The organism is Microcystis wesenbergii NRERC-220, from assembly GCF_032027425.1.
GTDB lineage: Bacteria > Cyanobacteriota > Cyanobacteriia > Cyanobacteriales > Microcystaceae > Microcystis > Microcystis wesenbergii_A.
In genome coordinates this window covers 2643490-2661447 of the sequence record NZ_JAVSJA010000001.1, presented here as the reverse complement: position 1 = coordinate 2661447, position 17958 = coordinate 2643490, and the positions used below count along the sequence as shown (strand labels likewise).

19 protein-coding genes and 1 pseudogene are annotated in these 17958 nt (G+C 44.0%); 15 read left to right on the top strand and 5 right to left on the bottom strand.

Features of this window, described 5'->3' with window-relative positions; genetic code table 11:
- Positions 1 to 56 precede the first annotated feature (56 nt).
- From RAM70_RS13160 to RAM70_RS13130, 7 genes are all read left to right on the top strand, one after another.
- Entirely contained in the window at positions 57 to 650 is a 594-nt protein-coding gene (locus tag RAM70_RS13160; protein WP_045356249.1) for a hypothetical protein, read from the top strand.
- A 166-nt stretch (positions 651 to 816) separates the two neighbouring features.
- A complete protein-coding gene (grxC, locus tag RAM70_RS13155) occupies positions 817 to 1077 on the top strand; it encodes a glutaredoxin 3 (RefSeq protein ID WP_002763636.1) in 261 nt (86 codons plus the stop codon).
- 15 nt (positions 1078 to 1092) lie between these two features.
- Positions 1093 to 2064, top strand: a complete 972-nt coding sequence (gene gshB, locus RAM70_RS13150; RefSeq protein ID WP_287998961.1) for a glutathione synthase — start codon at positions 1093 to 1095, stop codon at positions 2062 to 2064.
- A 157-nt stretch (positions 2065 to 2221) separates the two neighbouring features.
- Positions 2222 to 2533, top strand: coding sequence for a DUF2499 domain-containing protein (locus RAM70_RS13145; RefSeq protein ID WP_002741768.1), 312 nt, complete (start codon positions 2222 to 2224; stop codon positions 2531 to 2533).
- On the top strand, positions 2526 to 2849 hold the full coding sequence (locus RAM70_RS13140) for a DUF3593 domain-containing protein (RefSeq protein WP_045356246.1): 324 nt from the start codon (positions 2526 to 2528) through the stop codon (positions 2847 to 2849). The genes RAM70_RS13145 and RAM70_RS13140 overlap by 8 nt, the downstream gene beginning before the upstream one ends.
- A 97-nt stretch (positions 2850 to 2946) precedes the next feature.
- Positions 2947 to 3966, top strand: a complete 1020-nt coding sequence (locus RAM70_RS13135) for a glycosyltransferase (protein ID WP_045356245.1) — start codon at positions 2947 to 2949, stop codon at positions 3964 to 3966.
- 220 nt (positions 3967 to 4186) lie between these two features.
- On the top strand, positions 4187 to 5053 hold the full coding sequence (locus RAM70_RS13130; protein WP_287998958.1) for a Tab2/Atab2 family RNA-binding protein: 867 nt from the start codon (positions 4187 to 4189) through the stop codon (positions 5051 to 5053).
- A 212-nt stretch (positions 5054 to 5265) separates the two neighbouring features.
- Here the strand turns inward: RAM70_RS13130 and RAM70_RS13125 are convergent, their stop codons facing one another.
- Positions 5266 to 6759, bottom strand: a complete 1494-nt coding sequence (locus RAM70_RS13125) for a carotenoid oxygenase family protein (protein ID WP_190381600.1) — start codon at positions 6757 to 6759, stop codon at positions 5266 to 5268.
- A gap of 405 nt (positions 6760 to 7164) precedes the next feature.
- A complete protein-coding gene (locus RAM70_RS13120; protein WP_045356240.1) occupies positions 7165 to 9336 on the bottom strand; it encodes a glutamine synthetase III family protein in 2172 nt (723 codons plus the stop codon).
- 416 nt (positions 9337 to 9752) lie between these two features.
- On the opposite strand from RAM70_RS13120, the gene RAM70_RS13115 reads away from it, so the two are divergent.
- From RAM70_RS13115 to RAM70_RS13095, 5 genes are all read left to right on the top strand, one after another.
- Positions 9753 to 10466 (top strand): PEP-CTERM sorting domain-containing protein, encoded by a 714-nt coding sequence (locus tag RAM70_RS13115; RefSeq protein ID WP_190381174.1) that lies wholly within the window; start codon positions 9753 to 9755, stop codon positions 10464 to 10466.
- A 145-nt stretch (positions 10467 to 10611) separates the two neighbouring features.
- The gene (locus RAM70_RS13110; RefSeq protein WP_045356237.1) at positions 10612 to 10950 is read left to right on the top strand and encodes a hypothetical protein; all 339 of its coding nucleotides are present in this window, start codon (positions 10612 to 10614) and stop codon (positions 10948 to 10950) included.
- Between the two features lie 2 nt (positions 10951 to 10952).
- On the top strand, positions 10953 to 11141 hold the full coding sequence (locus RAM70_RS13105; protein ID WP_312674096.1) for a hypothetical protein: 189 nt from the start codon (positions 10953 to 10955) through the stop codon (positions 11139 to 11141).
- A 105-nt stretch (positions 11142 to 11246) separates the two neighbouring features.
- Complete coding sequence (locus RAM70_RS13100; RefSeq protein ID WP_312674093.1) at positions 11247 to 11492, top strand: type II toxin-antitoxin system HicB family antitoxin; 246 nt, start codon at positions 11247 to 11249, stop codon at positions 11490 to 11492.
- The gene (locus RAM70_RS13095; RefSeq protein WP_002732388.1) at positions 11492 to 11713 is read left to right on the top strand and encodes a type II toxin-antitoxin system HicA family toxin; all 222 of its coding nucleotides are present in this window, start codon (positions 11492 to 11494) and stop codon (positions 11711 to 11713) included. The genes RAM70_RS13100 and RAM70_RS13095 overlap by 1 nt, the downstream gene beginning before the upstream one ends.
- Positions 11714 to 11829: 116 nt before the next feature.
- Here RAM70_RS13095 and RAM70_RS13090 read toward each other — a convergent pair whose 3' ends face one another.
- A complete protein-coding gene (locus RAM70_RS13090) occupies positions 11830 to 13266 on the bottom strand; it encodes a folate/biopterin family MFS transporter (protein ID WP_045356232.1) in 1437 nt (478 codons plus the stop codon).
- Positions 13267 to 13611: 345 nt separating this feature from the next.
- Between RAM70_RS13090 and RAM70_RS13085 the strand changes: the two genes are divergently transcribed.
- Together RAM70_RS13085 and RAM70_RS13080 are read left to right on the top strand one after the other, a co-directional pair.
- Positions 13612 to 14085 (top strand): hypothetical protein, encoded by a 474-nt coding sequence (locus tag RAM70_RS13085; RefSeq protein ID WP_190381175.1) that lies wholly within the window; start codon positions 13612 to 13614, stop codon positions 14083 to 14085.
- A 790-nt stretch (positions 14086 to 14875) separates the two neighbouring features.
- Entirely contained in the window at positions 14876 to 15844 is a 969-nt protein-coding gene (locus RAM70_RS13080) for an endonuclease/exonuclease/phosphatase family protein (RefSeq protein ID WP_242017349.1), read from the top strand.
- Positions 15845 to 16160: 316 nt separating this feature from the next.
- Here the strand turns inward: RAM70_RS13080 and RAM70_RS13075 are convergent, their stop codons facing one another.
- A complete protein-coding gene (locus RAM70_RS13075; protein WP_045356227.1) occupies positions 16161 to 16481 on the bottom strand; it encodes a DUF5615 family PIN-like protein in 321 nt (106 codons plus the stop codon).
- Between the two features lies 1 nt (position 16482).
- Complete coding sequence (locus RAM70_RS13070; RefSeq protein ID WP_045356225.1) at positions 16483 to 16701, bottom strand: DUF433 domain-containing protein; 219 nt, start codon at positions 16699 to 16701, stop codon at positions 16483 to 16485.
- 395 nt (positions 16702 to 17096) lie between these two features.
- On the opposite strand from RAM70_RS13070, the pseudogene RAM70_RS13065 reads away from it, so the two are divergent.
- Positions 17097 to 17765: pseudogene (locus RAM70_RS13065) on the top strand (RNA-guided endonuclease InsQ/TnpB family protein); the annotation flags it as partial.
- Positions 17766 to 17958: the final 193 nt, after the last annotated feature.

Here is a 17958-nt window from a genome sequence, read left to right as displayed (position 1 = left end):
AATACTTAGATTATCGTGGATCGTCACCCTTTGAAATCAGCTTTTTTAGGACTCTGATGGATCGAGATGAGATTGAAACCACTCTCAAAGCGGCTTTTCTCCAGTGTGAGGCTTTATCCTGTCCTCTCAATCAACAACAAAAAGAAATTTTGTTAGAGGTGTTTTTTGAGCGAAATTCCCTCGCTGATGGCAATCCCCTCGACGAATTAACATCTATGCAAAGGGAGATTTTGCTGGAATTTATCCTCAAACAAGAACGGGAAAATTTAGCTTGGAAAAGTTCTCTCCTCAATGATTGGCTTAACGATCGCCCTTCCGGTGCGGTACAATTTATCCGCGATCAGTATGGCTTGGCTTGGTTGAATAGCATAAAACCGATTCATTGGCAAGAATATTTACAAAAATTAAGGTTAACCAGAGAAAAATTACAGGTGGGAGATACGATCGAGGTGTCTAATGGATTATGGGAATGGATTCCCGCAGACGCTGCCGATAGTTGCGACTGGTTTCCCTGTGAGGTAATAGAAGTAAATGAAAGTGAAGATGATTCCCCCCCTGTTAGTTGCCGTATTCGCTTTCAAAACGGTGAAGAATGGGAAATACAAGGAATATATCGGTGGAATCGCCCTAATTGGCGTTTTCTGACCTGAAGGAAGATCACTGCTCGGTTAAGTAGTCGTGCAAAATTAATTTCCTAGTGAAGATAGGCAAGAGGCAAGAGGCAAGAGGCAAGAGGTGGTTAGATATGTGTAATTAATTTTGCTTAGGTACTTATCGGCTAAAATTTAAGATATGTAAAGAAGGAAGATAAATTTTATGGCCGCTAATGTTGAGATCTATACTTGGAGTTCCTGTCCTTTCTGTATCCGCGCTAAAGCATTACTCAAGAAAAAAGGAGTGGAGTTTACTGAATATTGTATCGATGGTGATGAAGGAGCGCGAGCCAAAATGTCCGATCGAGCCAATGGTCGTACAAGTGTACCACAAATTTTCATAAACGATCAACACATCGGGGGCTGCGATGACATCTATGCTTTAGATAGAAGTGGTGGTTTAGCTCCCCTGTTGCAGAATTAAGGATAAAAACTATTAATGAAACTAGCCTTTATTATCGATCCGATCGAGTATCTAGATCCGGGCCATGATACCAGTGTAGCTATCATGGAAGCGTCCCAATTATTAGGCCATGAAGTCTGGATGACTTCCATCACGGATCTCAGTGCGATTGCGGGAAAAGCTTGGGCAAAACTAACTAAAATTGAACTGGTTCCCGTGGAGTTAAAAGATAATCATTGGGTGGCTGTATCTCAATGGTATCAAAGACAAGAGACAGTTTTTACCTGCTTAGAAAACTTCGATTTTGTCTGGATGCGAAAAGACCCACCCGTGACAATTGCCTATCTTTATGCCACCTATTTATTAGACCTGATCGACCCCCAAAAAACCCAAGTAATTAACTCAACTAGGGGTTTACGCCATGCCAATGAAAAGTTATATACTATTCACTTTGCTCAGGTAATGCCCGCTACAATTGTTTCCCAAGATAAAGCAACGATTAGGGAATTTGTCAACCAAAAAGGGGCGGCAGTTATGAAACCTTTAGGGGGTAAAGCAGGGGAGGGAATTTTATTTCTTAGTCCCGAAGATCGCAATCTCAATTCAATGATTGAAATTAGCACAAAATGGGGACAAGAACCGGTAATGATTCAAGATTATTTACCAGCTGCCCAAGAAGGAGATAAACGCATTATTGTCCTCAATGGTGAACCCATCGGGGCAGTTAATCGCATTCCCACCGGTTCGGAATTTCGCGGTAATATGGCGGTGGGTGGACGGGTGGCAAAAACAGAAATCACAGATCGAGAATTAGAAATCTGTGCCACTTTAGCCCCAAAATTACGAGAAGATGGCCTATATTTTGTCGGATTAGATGTGATTGGTGGCTACCTCACCGAAGTTAATGTCACCAGTCCCACTGGCATTCGCGAGATCGATCGATTAAACAATGTTAGTTTAGGTCAACAGGTAATTCAATGGCTAGAAAATTTTTCGGGAAATGGGTAGTATTTTTAGTGATCAGTGATCAGTAAACAGTAATCAGTGAAAAGACAGTAGGAAACTTCTATTTAATACTGCTCACTTAAAACTCAAATCTGATAACTGATAACTTACCCACTGATAACTGATAACTGATAACTGATAACTGTCTCCTGTAAAAAAAATGAATGCTTTATCAATACCGACGTGGATAGTTCATGTATCGAGTGTCGTAGAATGGATAGCGGCGATCTGGTTAGTCTGGACCTATAGCGACATCAGTAGCGATCGATCGTGGCGAATGTTATCTTGGGGAATGTTACCCGCTTTAATTGGGGCAATGTGTGCCTGTACATGGCATTTTTTTGATAATATCAGTGCCTTATCCTGGTTAGTCACCCTACAGGCAGCCATGACTGTCTTAGGAAATTTTACCCTCTGTGCTGCCGGTTGGTGGCTGTGGCGTTCCAGTAAAATCAGCGTTAACAATGAATAAAGAGAGTTTATTTGCCATTTCCCTGTTTCCCTATCTGGGGTTTCTCTGGTTGATCACTCGTTCGGGAAAAATGCCACTTTTAGCCCTAATTGGCTTTTATGTGCTGTTAATCTTCGTTTTTATCACCATTCCTGCCGGTATCTACGCCAAAATCCACTATGGTCAAGAATTAGCTAACGTCGATTGGTTACACGGCAGCGCCGAACTTTTCCTCACCCTCTCCAATATTCTCGTCGTCCTAGGTTTTCGTCAGGCAATTTTAGCCAAAAAGCAAGCAGAGAAAGGGGAACAGGGAGCAGGGAGCAGTGAACAGTAATCAGTGAACTGACAACTCACATCTGATAACTGATAACTGATAACTGATCACTGAATTGTGATACAATCGCCCCAAAACGTCCCCGCGTCAGTCAACTATGTCCCCGATTACACCGTCCATCAGTGTCAATGAACCAAACCCGCAGGCTGCTATCCAGACTTTATCGGTAGTGGTTCCCATTTATAACGAAGTGGACAGTATCCCCCATCTCGTGGAGAGTATCGCCACGATTTTGCGTTCTTATCAAATTAACTACGAGATTATCTGTGTTGACGACGGTTCTAAGGACGGTTCCACCGAGGTTTTAACTAATTTAGCCAAAAATCGCGATGATCTCAAGGCGGTAATATTGCGACGCAACTACGGACAAACCCCCGCCATGGCTGCCGGATTTAATTATGCCGCGGGACAGGTCATCGTTACCCTTGACGGCGATTTGCAGAACGATCCCAATGATATACCCCTATTATTGGCCAAATTAGAGGAAGGTTATGACCTCGTGAGTGGCTGGCGCAAAAATCGCCAAGATGACCGGGTAAAACGGCTTTTACCCTCAAAAATAGCTAATTGGCTAATAGCAAAGGTAACAGGGGTCAAATTACACGACTACGGTTGTTCTTTGAAAGCCTATCGAGCCGAATTAGTGGCCGATATGAATCTTTACGGGGAATTACATCGCTTTTTACCCGCATTGGCTTTTATTGAAGGGGCAAAAATAACCGAAATTCCCGTTAATCACCACGCTAGACGGTTCGGACAGAGTAAATATGGTTTAGGTCGCACAATTCGCGTGATTATGGACTTATTTACTGTCTTTTTTATGAAAAAGTTCCTCACCCGTCCGATGCACATTTTTGGACTCTACGGACTGTTATCCATGGTAGTGGGGATTATTTTAGGCACTTATCTGACTATTCTCAAACTCGGTTTCGGACAAGACATCGGCGATCGACCTTTGTTAATCCTGGCCGTGTTATTCTTTTTAACCGGGGTACAATTACTCTGTTTTGGTCTTTTGGCAGAAATTTTGATGCGGACTTACCATGAATCCCAAAAACGTCCTATCTACCGCGTTCGTACTGTTGTCGGGAATAGGGGATTTTTCAGTGAGCAGTAAACAGTAAACAGTAATCAGTGAAAAGAAATCTCGGAACTTGCCACTTAATAAGTAGTCGTGCAAAATAAATTTCCTAGTGAAGAAAGGCAAAAGGCAAAAGGCAAGAGGCAAGGGGGGGTTAGATATGTGTAATTAATTTTGCTTAGGTACTTATTGTTCACTGAAAACTCAAATCTGATAACTGATAACTGATAACTGATAACTGATAACTGAAAAAAATATGACTATTTGGGAACTTGATTTTTATTCGCGGCCGGTGGTGGATGAAAATAATAAAAAAAGATGGGAATTATTAATCTGTGAAACTCCGGCAACAATCGATCGCTCCTCCGATACACTATTTAAATATGCCAGTTATTGTCCTAATACGATGGTTAATTCCCAATGGTTAGGGGAAGCAATTACTGCAGCTATCAAGGCAGCGGGGGTAACTCCCAAAAAAATTCGCTTTTTCCGTCGTCAGATGAATAACATGATTAGCAAAGCTTGCGAGGATATCGGTATTCCCGCTTCCCCTAGTCGTCGCACTCATGCTCTCACTAGATGGATAGAAGAAAGAATGGTTAATTTCTACCCTCAAGAAGTTGGTTATGATCAAAATTTAACTAAAACCGCTTCCGTGAATTATCCTCCTTTAAATGCTGTTCCCCTTCCCGATGCTGTCCGGGGAGATAAGGCAGATAAATGGGCTTTTGTTACGCTAGAATTGTCTTCTTTTAATGATTTAAAAGATTGGGATATTAGCTTCGGAGAAAATTTGCCTATACTAGGGATGAGATTAGATGAGAATCTAAAAATCCCCGGTTTAGTTATTTTTTCCCCCCGCGCTTTACCCCTAGCTGGTTGGATGTCAGGGTTAGAAATGGCCTATTTAAAGTTAGAAACTGGTTCTCGTCCTCTGCTACGTTTAGAAACGGGTGCTAGTGATAGCTGGATTCTCGTCAATGTCACTAATGCCGAGACTTTAAACGAAGCTAAAAACTTTGAAGAAGCTAAACAAAAAGCCAATAATCTGCATTTTTTAGCCATTCAATCTAACCCTGAATCGGAATCCTTCGCTGGTTTTTGGCTACTACAAGAAGAATAAGCTGTTAAGCATTAAATTACTTGTTGAGATGAGGCAAGAGGCAATAGGCAATAGGCAACACCCCCCCCCTTGCCCCCCCAACCCCCCCGATGTCGGGGGGGCAAGGGGGGGAGATTCAGCTAATTTAAGGATAGGCGCTTAAAATGCGTCGAAGGCTCTCAAGAGTAAAGTTTAGTCAGGGTGGATTGAAAACCCACCCCTAGGGAATTAACTTAAAAACATTGTCTGGTCCAACTACCGTGTAACCCGTAGGGAATATGATGTTTAAGATGGATAACCCCTAGGGAATTAGTGATATCTTTAGCATCTAAGATTACCCCATTCGATCGATGACTAGCCGCATCGTAAGTGACAACCAATAACCAACCATCATCTTCAGCGATTCCATCGGGTTTAGGCACAAAAACTGGCTCACCCGCAAATCCCCGGGGAGCAAAAGAATGTAATTGTTTTTCTCCCGTTAATAGGTCCAGTTTTAAGATTGCTTGCAAAGGAGCATTACCGGTGGCATGATGAGCGGCAGCGATGTATAAATAACGGTAATCTCGACCAACTTTTGCCGGATTGATGCTGGGAAATTCACAACAATGCTCTAGAATACATTCTCTTGTAACGGTATTTTCTGATAAATTTAGTGTAAATCGCCACAGATGTCCGGGAGCTAAACTATCAAAATCTACCGCTTGAAAACTGCTATTTGAATCCAGTTGTGGTAAGGATTGATAACAAATAGAATCAATATAAATTTTCTCCCCCCCTTCGACGTAGCTCGGGGCAAGTTGTTCAAAAGCATTGCTATGATGGAAGACAAAACCTGATGGAGTTTCTAAAACTTTCACTTCTCTTTTGTTAGGATCCCGGGAGATAATAATAATCTTAGTTAACTTGTCCGGTTGATTGATCAGGCATTCTCCCGCACCTTTTAACCCAAAAAGAAAGGGAAAAGGATTATAACCAACCGGGTTTTGGAAAAAGATAGCGTAGTGGGGAGTAATAACAAAATCGTGGATAAAACAAAAGCCCGGTATACTGTGGGTATGACGACGTAATAACTTACCCGTGGGACTAATTTCGTAGAGAGTAATTGAACTAGACAAACCCGTTTTAATGGCAAAATTTACCAGACAAGGTTGATGATTATCGAAAATACAAGCGGGATCGATGCGAGGATGAGCGGCAAAAGAATCGCCTTTTTCTAAGATACCATCGAGATAGTCTAAACCAATAGTATCAAGGGTTTTAGCATCGAGGCGATGGGGTTCGGCCGCTTCCCAAAGTGCCAGTAATTTATCACCCCAGTAGATAACATTAGTATTAGCAATATTTTTCAGACGCAAATCAAAAGCATTGCCGAAAATTCCCCCCGGTTTTTTCGTGCCGAAAACACCGCGATAAAGGGGTTTTCCCGCTTTCTGTTCCTGGAGATAACCCTCAGTTTTAACAAAACGATTACGATAATGTACGCGCCCATGGTTGAAGCTAATCGCGCTGATCATACCATCCCCATCGAAGGGATGAGCGATCGCCGTGCCAGCGATATCGAGTAAACCGGGGCCGTTTTTAAAGACTGTACCCTGTAAATCGGGGGGAATTTGCCCCTCGATGTCTTCTACCTCGTAATCATACTCGTTAGGTTGGGATTGATAGCCTTTTTGCCAATCCTGACGATTATAGGATTTTTCGCCAATTGTCGGAGTTAGTACCATAGTAGTTTTAGATTTATATTTACTTTTCTTAACATAACTTAAAACTACCAGAGCTAACGAAGGCAGGAGGCAGGAGGGAAGAATCTGACTAGAAGGCGAGGTTTTAGACAAGGGTTGTTGGGTGCATCTCACATTTGCAGAAATACCGACAATCAGCAATTATCAGTGACCCTTAAATTATTACAGATATATCAGCAGCTGCCTGTAAGCATCCCACCGAAAAACTAATGCGCTCTAGGGTTTGGGTAGGGTTGATTCATGAATCAACCCTACTATAGAGTTCTTGCATAATTAATTTTTGAGAGGGCAAAAATGAGATGCACCCAGGGTTGTTTCGATAACAGCTAAAAAGAAGGGGGTGACTAATCATTTTTTCAGCTTATTCACCCCCTCCTTGTCGTCATGTTATTTAACAAACAACATTTCTTGATAGGTAGGCAGCGGCCAGAAATTGTCGGCCACTTCCCCTTCCAGTGTGTCGGCATATTCGCGCACCTTATCCATCAAGGGACGGATTGTTTGAGCAGAATACTGCATATGTTCCTCGATCGAGTCAAAATCGTCTTTAGCCATGGCCTCACTCAGTTTGCCAACGCTATCCATCATTAACTTAATCAGATTCGAGAGGGTTTGGGCGTTTTCCTTATTGATCTCGATGCCGATCGCCGCCGCATTAGAGATCGCCAAAGACAATTCCGACAAGTAGCGAACAGCAGCGGGATAAATAATCGTTTTAGCCATACTTACCACCAGTTCCGCCTCCACTTCGATGGCCAGCAAATACTGTTCCGCATAGACATCAAAACGACTTTCCAGTTCAACGGGGGTAAACACACCCATGCGGGTAAACAGTTCTTCAATATAATCGGCTTTCAGCACGGGTAAAGCATCGGCAGTGGTGCGGAGATTCGCTAAACCGCGCTCTTCTACCGCCATTTTGTGCCATTCCGGGGAATATCCGTTACCTCCGAAGATCACATTTCTGTGTTTGTCCATGATCTCCTTGAGAACACCCTGGGCGGCAGTATTGAGGTCTTCCCCGGCTTTCATCCGGCTTTCTAAGTTATCCGCCACCCAAGTCAGGGAATCCGCTAGAATCGTGTTCATCGCCACCAGCGGCCCAGAAACTGACTGATTAGAACCCACGGCGCGGAATTCAAAGCGATTGCCCGTAAAAGCAAAAGGAGAGGTACGATTGCGATCGCCAGGATCCTTGGGGAATACCGGCAGGGTATCGACACCGAGATCCATCAACCCCGGAGCATCAGAACCCTCAATTCGGCCTTGGCTAATTTGGTCGAATACCTTTTCTAACTGGCTGCCCAAATATACCGAAATAATGGCGGGAGGAGCTTCATTTGCCCCCAAACGGTGATCATTGCTGGCGGTAGCCACCACTGCGCGTAAAAGCGGCCCGTACTTGTGAACGCCACGAATCACCGCCCCACAGAATAACAAAAACTGCATATTAGCGTGGGGAGTATCGCCCGGATCCAACAGATTACCCTGGGTAGCGTTGCCGACGGACCAGTTAACGTGTTTTCCCGAACCATTAATTCCCGCAAAGGGTTTTTCATGCAGTAGGCAAACAAAACCGTGTTTTTTAGCCGTACTTTTCAGCAAAGTCATAATTAACTGCTGATGGTCACTGGCCACGTTAGCAGCCTCGAAAAAGGGCGCAATCTCGAACTGTCCGGGGGCGACTTCGTTATGGCGGGTTTTGGCCGGAATGCCGAGGCGATACATTCTTTCCTCCACTTCCTGCATAAACACCTGAACCCGTTCGGGAATCGCGCCAAAATAATGATCGTCGAACTGTTGACCCTTAGCGGCGGGTTTACCAAATAGGGTGCGACCGGTGAGCAGTAAATCGGGGCGACTATGGGCAAAATGAGCATCGACTAGGAAATATTCCTGTTCAGCACCGCAGCTGGAGTTAACGGGGGCGACCTCCGTATGTCCTAAGAGCTTCAGCACCCTGGTGGCGGCTTTACTCATCGATGAAATCGAGCGTAAAAGCGGCGTTTTTTTGTCGAGGGCCTCTCCTGTCCAAGAGATGAAAACCGTGGGGATACACAGGGTGACACCATTATCCGTCTCCATGACGTAGGCGGGACTGGTGACATCCCAAGCGGTGTAACCCCGCGCTTCAAAGGTGGAGCGAAGGCCGCCGTTAGGAAAGGAAGACCCGTCCGGTTCTCCCTGTACTAAGACTTTGCCCGTAAATTCCGTGATCACCGAACCGTCGCTCTGCACGGAGATAAAACCATCGTGTTTTTCGGCGGTGGCGTTGGTCATCGGATAGAAGACGTGGGCATAGTACAGCGCCCCTTTGGACGTGGCCCAATCCTTCATCGCTGCCGCTACCGTACTGGCGATGGAAACGTCTAATTTTCCCCCGGTTAAAATCGTGTTTTTGACCGATTTGAATACGTCTTTCGGAAGACTGGCCTGCATTTTGCTCAGGGTAAAGACATCGGTTGCCCACAGAGCCTCTAAACGTTGAGGAATTTTGCTCGGTAGGGGTTTACGGTCTGTGACTTGAGAGATAGCTTGAACACGGGTTCCATAACTCATAAGTATTTTTCCTATTGTGTTGTGTCGTGGATAAAGGGTTACTTTACTTAGGCGATGACAAGTTTCCTACTAACTTTGATGTTGAATTCCGGTCAGAGGCTATTCTCCGCTTAATAATTTTGATCCCACGGCACAAGCTTCTCTGCGGTTTTTATCTGCTTGCGCCGGCCTCTTTTCCGATCAATTAGCAACACCAGCCTTAATCTTAAGAACAGATGATCGAGAGATTTGTATCAAACATTACAAATATCCTAAACCCGATCTTCCCCAAGCGATCGCACTGATAAAACGGGTTTCTTTGAGAAACCCGTTTTCTGGAGATAAAACTCTATACATCTATGCAATCGATAAAAAAGCGATATTTGACAAAATCGGGGGGGGGGTAGAATGCTGGTGGAATTTGCCCAAAATTGCCCATGAATTTTACAACTAACTTCAAATCTCTCTCTCTGGCTGGTGTTGTCTTCGCTGGCACAGTTAGCGCGATCGCTGGACTGACTATCCTCCCCGTCCAAGCGCTGCCGATCATCTACAATCCGACTCCAACCTTAACGCTTAATGCAGGCACTGCTACTCTCACCGTTGGAGCCTTAGTCAACACTGCCAACGGCAATGGGTTGACTGGACCTGGAAACGCTTTGCAGCAACAGCACGTCGCAGGTAGCGATTTGTCTAATTTCTGGGGAGTACGTTTAGAAATCGGGACGACTCCTGCTGATGTCAATCTTGATTTTGATTTTGGCAGTTCTGTGTTCTTAGATACCTTGGCTTTGTGGAATTACAACGCTTTTAATACCACAGCTACTGATCGCGGAATCAAGGATTTCACACTAATTCTCTCCAATAACTCCGACTTTAGCAGTCCAGTTTATGTATCAGGAACCCTAACACTACCTGAAGGTACGGCAACTAACATACCAGCCACACTTTTTTCCTTTCCTTTAATTCAAGCCCAATATGCTAGAATTGATGTAGCAAACAATTGGTTCGTTGGTTGGACAGCACCAGGGCCTATTGGTCTCTCTGAAGTTCGCTTTGCCCAGACTGTTCCTGTTCCTGAATCAAGTTCTGGCTTAGGTTTGCTGGCCCTAGGCTTACTGGGAACGGCAGCGGCATTTAGGCGCCATTAGGGCAGCCATAGAAAACGGGTTTCTTTGAGAAGAAAACGGGTTTCTTTGAGAAACCCGTTTTCTGGAATAAGATGCGATCGCTAGGGATTGCTAACTCGCGCTAGACTGGAATCAGTAGATTGGCCAGTATGGTAAGCTGAGAAAAATGGCAAAATTATCGCCAGAGTCAAAACAACTGATCATCAATCTGAAAAATAGGCTATTAGACATTGTTGACGAATCTAAAGCTGTAGAATTTGCCATCTTAAACCGTTGTGGTGAAACAGCAGAAACCCTAGACAGTTTAGAGCAACCCACAGAAATTGCCCTCCAAGCAGAATCTCGGTTTTCTCAGCTATCAAACTTAGAAATTCGTGCCGCTCAATCTCAACCGATGATTTCTCCTGACTTGCTAAGATTTATAGAAGAAGTCATTAAGACAACCCAAGTGCGGATTCCTGCCTTGATGCGTAGTGTCGAAGAAATTAAACTTGAATGGAGTTAAATATGGATTTTGTTCCTCAGCTTCCCCAGGATTCTGATCAACTTAAGCAAACTTTGGCAAAAGCACACCGCAATTGTCAAGAGATGGAATTAGTTGGATTACAATTAGAAGAAGCGATTAGTCGCTTAGAAGCGGAAAATCGTCAAAGACGAAGACAGCAGCTAGAAAACCTAGAAAACGGGTTTCTTTGAGAAACCCGTTTTCTGGAGAAACAGGGCAAAATTATCGCCAGGTTCAAAACAACTGATCATCCAATAGAGAATCTTCGAGACAATCACTGAGCTTTATTCCTGTCAATGATGCTAACAAAATATCTAAAACAAGCAATGGAACTGGCAACTTATGAAGTTCTAGAAGACGGTACTTTTTATGGAGAAATTCCGGGATTTGAGGGAGTATATGCTAATGAAACAACTCTCGAAGCTACTAAGGAACAGTTACAGGAAGTTTTAGAAGGCTGGGTTATTTTAGGATTACGCTTACAGCATCAGTTACCGATTATTGACGGTATCAATCTAACCCCTCAAGAAAAAATCGCCTGATGCCACCTTTTGCCCCCATCAAAAGGAAAGAGTTAATTCGCCAGTTGAGAAAGCTGGGATTTTCTGGTCCTCTGGTAGGAGGAAATCATCAATATATGGTGCAGGGAAAATTAAAAATCTGGATTCCTAATCCACACCAAGGAGATATAAGTAAAAGCTTGCTGGCTAAAATTTTACAACAAGCAAATATTAGTAGAGAAGAATGGGAAAAATTACGTTAAACAATTCTGTCTTGGAAAAGTTAAAAACTGTTCTCAATTGAGCAAGATGAAGATGGCAGAAAACGGGTTTCTCAAAGAAACCCGTTTTCTCTCAAAGAAACCCGTTTTCTGGACTGTCAATCTCTTGTGTCGATTAATTCGGGGACAAGTTCAGGAATAAAACCTGGTTCAGCTAAAGAACCGGTAACATGATGTTCAAAGACTTCTGCGGGGGGAAAAGTTTTCTTGACTTCCTGAGATTGCGGATCCGTAGAAGGTAGCCATTTAATTAGGGGTAAAGGTAGGAGAGTAGAGAGATTAGTAATCACTACCAATAACCAAAGGTTATCAAAATTGGTTTCGGTGACTCCCAACCAATGGGTTAATAAAGCGCCGATTTCTTGGGAAACTAATCCTGACATATTCCAGATAGACATTAATAAAGCGAATAGAGATGCTTCAATGCCCACGGGACAAAGACGGGCCGATAAAATTAAGACGGGTAAAAAGGCAATTTGTCCCATGACGGTGAGGATGAGACTATCCCCCAAACTAAACCAATGATCGTCAATACCGAGCGCTCGATTAGTATGGGTAACTAAGAGTAGGGTAGTCATCCCTAAAAGCGCAGAAATCACCGTACTCCAACCCAAAATTAAACGAAAGGAAATCGCTTTTAAAAACCGTTGATATACCCAGATGCCCAGGATCGAGGCTAAACTGGTGACTAAGCGCACTCGTCCTAAAAATTCCGGTTCAAATCCTAACTCGTTGGTGGTGAAGTAAAAAAAGGCAGAATCGGCGCTAGGGGTAGCCTGCCAGAGAAAAATAAAGGCAGTGGGTAATAAAATTGATTTTTGTCTAATTGCTGACCATAATTGCCCGATTTGCTCCTTGACTTTGGGCGTGGATTGTGTATCATCATTATTCTTGACTTTTTCCTCTGTGATTAAAAACGCCATGGCTGAGGCAATCAGGGGAAAAATAGCCGTGAGAGCGAAGACAGGACGAGTACCGAGGTGTGCCAGTAACCAACCACCGAGATAAGCCGTAATTAAGCCGCCTAGGGCCGATATTCCCCAAGTTAAGGACTGTAGAGAACCGGATTGAGTGAAGGACTCTTTGCGCGCTCTTTCTACTACCAAAGAATCGACGATGACATCACTAATGGTGACAGAAAGGGAACCAAGCAGGATCGCAGCCGTAGCTTGCCAAGCATTCTCCACCACAGTGGCTAGGGCCAACCAAGCTAAAACCCCGAGAATTCCCGATAAAATTAGGTAGGGCCGACGACGATAGCCGAAAATAGGCAAACCATCCGAAAGAAAGCCAAAAGCTGGTTTAATCACCCAAGGAATCGCCGCCACTCCGATTAATGCCCCCATCTGGGAGGGACTTAAGGCCAAATCGTCCTTTAAAAAGAAGCTAACCGCTAATCGGGAGAGTCCGAGAATGCCCTGCACAAAATAAACCCCTAAAATGCCAATTAATTCGGGATTAGGGTCATTTCCGAACAAGATACTCTCTTTAAGGAATTTTTTCCCGCGATCGATGCCAAGGCGATTAATAAGCATGAAGTTTCATAAATATTTGTTACTGTCTCTATGATAATTGATCGCTCGATCGGTGCGTTAGCTGTTAGGGTTTAACTGTTGAGCTTTAGGTTTTGGCGGTTGGCTATTGGGTTTTAGGGTTTTAGTTGAATTTCCCCATGTCCCCATTCCCCCACTTCCCTATTCCCCTATTTCCCCATTCCCCCATTCCCCCACTTCCCTGTTACCTCAAAGTGATAACTTCTGTCCCTCACGAGTATGATTATTGCTATAGTGATATCATTTTGCAAAAGTGTTAGGTTTGGATCAGCAACAAACATTGAAAACTAACACATCCAATTGACAAGTTCCATTTCCCTTTTATCTATGCCGTTATCTCGGAACCAGATTGAGAAGACAATAGAAGAAATCGATTACCTAGCTAATCCCTCAAGTGAGCGATATGGGCGATTACTCAACTGGCAAAATCCATTCGATCCGTTTTGGCATTATGGGATCGGTTTGTCAGATCTGCACATCTTCGATACAGGTCGTGGATTATGTCCATTTGAAAAGAGAGAAGCAAAGCTTGTAATTGACATTGACCACATCGCTTTTAAGCCGGCTCAAACAGTTAAGCGACTCAAACACGCTTTCCATGTTTTTGCAGACTGGGAGTACACTTTGACTGGCTGGAATTGCGAACACCTTGGTCGATTAATTGCAACAGATCAACCGAGATGTTATCAAAGTAGTCCCATCTGGTGGTTATGCGACATGACTCCAGAAGGTGATCATAAGGTCGCGCGCCAAATTTTTCAGGATTACTTGAAGGCGGTTGAGCCTAGTCTTTCCAGGTGAGCCTCGTAGGTTGGGTTGAGCGCAACAATACTGGGTCGAAAATAGCTCAAGTCGCTTGTTTAAGCGAAACCCAACCACCCCAAAGGTTACTCTTGGTTGGGTTTCCTAGCGTCAACCCAACCTACAATAGTTGCTGCTCTCGTAGTGGATTGTTTCAGTGCGCTCGCCATGGCCCTAGGGTGCGTTCCCTAAGGTCAGTCCTACTACTGCACCGATAGATTGTTGGGAACGCACCTTGCTCATTCATTGAGGGTGTAAGTCCAGATAATCTAATATCCTCTGTCAGATTAGCAGCTAATTGGGGATAGATCATCTACTTGTTGCATTAATGCGATGCCGAAGGCACGGCGTAGCAGTACGCTGCTCTGGTAGTGGTGGAGGGTTCATAAAAGAATGCCCCAATCGGCATAACAGACTTAACGCGATCTGCAACTAAAAACGACAGAATCAGGGTTCCAGAGGATACTTTATCTCTGCTAATACCATTTTTCTTTATTCTTGGCAGGTATCTTACCCCCCCTTGCCCCCACGAAAAACTTTTTGCCGCAAACCCTACTGATGAAAAATGGTATAATTTCTGAAAGCCTTGTAAATCAAGACTAAAAATATAGTTGCACAAGGGGTGACTTATTGTCGTGTTATTGGGAAAGTTTCTTGCGATCGCTCTATTTGAGAGTAATATACAGAAAGATTTTTTTTAAAATGTGTATTGGGGGTGATGTGTGGAAAGTTGACCTATAATATCTAGTTAGTCCCCAGTGACAAAGCCATTGGATTTTCAATAGATGTTATGCTGACCAGTATTTTGCTGTGGTCGATCGCACTTACCCTGTTGCTAATCAGCTTCACCCCTGGAGTATGGTACAAGCTGTGGTTTTTTGAGATTTTGGGGACAGGCTATCTTTGGTTTGCGGGCTTGACTTTGATCTTGCTGTTGGCTCTGTTTTTACCCAGGTTCCGCCCTTCGCGCCGGAAATTGATGATCACGTTAGCTGTCGGACTGGGGTTTTATGCCAGCACAATTGGTACCTGGTATGTTCCGAGGTTGTCAGATGCTAGAACTGGTGGTATCCCCTTAACTGTAATGACCTATAACGTCAACTACCAACTCTGGGAGACCAGTGCCGTGACTGACCTGGTTCGGGCAAATCCCGTAGATGTATTCGGGTTAGTTGAACCGTTCAAGGAGCAGGCAGCAGAGCTACTAGACAATGTGCAGGATCTTTATCCTTACTATTACCGCGCAACGGGAGGCGGACTGAGTTTATTTAGCCGCTATCCTATTACAGAAGCAACGACTGATAACTTGGGAACCCGCCACCATAGCCTATTCGCCAGCGTTAATGTCAAAGGACATCCGATTCGGGTCGTTGTCGCCCATCCCCCTGTCCCTATATTCATACCTAACTTTATCAATCGTAACCAGGCGATGGTAGCCCTGGCAGACTATGCAGCACAGCAGTCAATCACGACCGTAATAATGGGTGACTTTAACCTCACCTCCTGGTCGATTTATTTTCGCAAATTTATCATTAACTCAGGATTACGCAGTGTCAATCTAGGGCATGGACTAAATCCAACCTGGTTTTATACTGACGAAGCGCGATCACTATCCCATCTCGATCATTGGAAACAAGCTCTAAAAATTCCCATTGACCACATTTTCGTCAGCCAAAATGTCAGGGTTGATCAGGTCATCACACTGCCTTTGGGTGTATCTGATCATCGTCCAGTGATGGCAAAACTACGCGTGATGTAGCTTGTTTTAGCTCCGGTTCATAGCGATCGCATTGCCTCCTATTGTGATCGCCCTAGGGTGCGTTCCCTAATGCAAGTACTACTACTGCACCGATCGATTTTGGGGAACGCACCTTGCTCATATCATTTTTCTTTATTCTTGGCAGGTATCTTACCCCCCTTGCCCCCCCGATGTCGGGGGGGCAAGGGGGGTTAGGGGTGAGGGCAATTAACCATCTCTGCCATTACTTGTGACAAATGGTATCATGTATTCCCGCCAGTAAACAGAGCCTGGTTTAACAATTTCTGGCACAAGAATAGATTGCTCACCTACACTTTCAGGCACTGACCACTGTAGCTTGTCCTTTAGCCACGGTAGCTAAAATAGCTAAAACTTGAGGTGCTAGAGGTTTGAGATCAGCTAAACGATTGGAGGGTGCTTGTAAAACAATTACCGCAATATCAAACTGTGGCAGATTCTGTTGAAATGAGAGATTCCGATCAACGGTAAGGAAAATATCAAACTCTGCCTCTGCAAGGGCAAGAAGTTGTCCGTTCTTGACTCCTGCCCATCCCATTTGCGGAACTGTTTTTACTTCGTAGCCAGGAAATTCTCTTGAAAGCTTGCGATCAATACACTCATCCAACAGGAGCTTCATGCTATACCGTCATACCAATAACCCGTTTCCCGGCCTCTTCCAGTAAGGCGATGACCTGCTCTCTGGTGACAGTTGGAAATCCATCTAAGAAATCGTCTATGGATTCTCCTGCCTTAAGATAGTCCAGTAGCGTTTGAGCAGGAACCCTAGTACCGGTAAACACTGGAGTGCCGCCCATAATCTCAGGGGATGCGCTAATGATTGGGGAGTTCTTAAGCATAGATCTCTGACCTCTGGGTTCTATATTGATATTTTATCTCAAATGTCGGGGTGAAGACCCTCGATTTTAGCGACGGGATGAAACCCCGACCAATATAACACAGCACTTCGACACATTTCGACACGCTCAATGTAAAAGCTCAGTGTCCACATTTCGACACATTTCAACACATTTCAACACATTTCGATACATTTCGACACATTTCGACACATTTCGACAGGCTCAATGTCAAGGCTCAATGTCAAGGCTCAATGTCAAGGCTCAATGTCAAGGCTCAATGTAAAAGCTCAGTGACACGAAGCACGACACTTCGACAAGGCTCAGTGTCAACTAAAATCTTGACAATCTGTGCTGTATAGTTTAATACAAAATAAATTGTTTGAGGTCGATAAACAATGATTGTCTTAGAAATGAAAGCCGTGCTTAAGCCTAGTCAGTGTTCTGCCATTGATGAAGCTATTCGTACAGTACAATTCATCCGTAATAAGGCTTTAAGGCTTTGGATGGATGCCAAGAGAGAAGACAAAATTGATAAATATTCTCTCAATAAATATTGTGCAGTTCTCGCCAAACAGTTCAAGTTTGTCGATACTCTAAATTCTAGGGCTAGACAAGCATCGGCCGAACGGGCCTGGTCAGCTATTGCCCGTTTCTATGACAATTGCAAGAAAAAGGTTAAAGGTAAAAAAGGTTATCCCAAGTTTCAGAAAAATAATCGTTCTGTGGAATCTAAAAACTCTGGATGGAAATTATCAGAGGAGAGAAAGAAAATAACTTTCACGGATAAGAAAAATATTGGGACGGTTAAACTGAAAGGAACTAGAGACCTGAACTTTTACCCTATAGACCAAATTAAACGAGTTAGGATTGTTAAACGAGCGGATGGTTACTATGTCCAATTCTGTCTAAGTGTTGATATTCGGGAATACGCAAAACCTCTAGAACCAACAAAGAAATGTGTGGGATTGGATGTAGGTTTAAAAGTTTTCTACGCTAACAGTGATGGGGAAACAGTAGAGATACCGCAATACTATCGCAAGGCGGAAAAAAGATTAAGCCGTTTGACGCCCGGGGGGGAGATTCCCTCTGACGAATGCTGGATACGTCCTGCCAGATTAAGGAAACTCAGCGGAACCAAGAATCCCTCGCATGAGTGCGACGGGAGTGTCAATGATGAAGCAGGCAGAGTTGGGGGTAATATGATAGATGGGTTGGGTTGAGGCAGAAAACCCAACCCCCCCAACGGTTACTATGAAA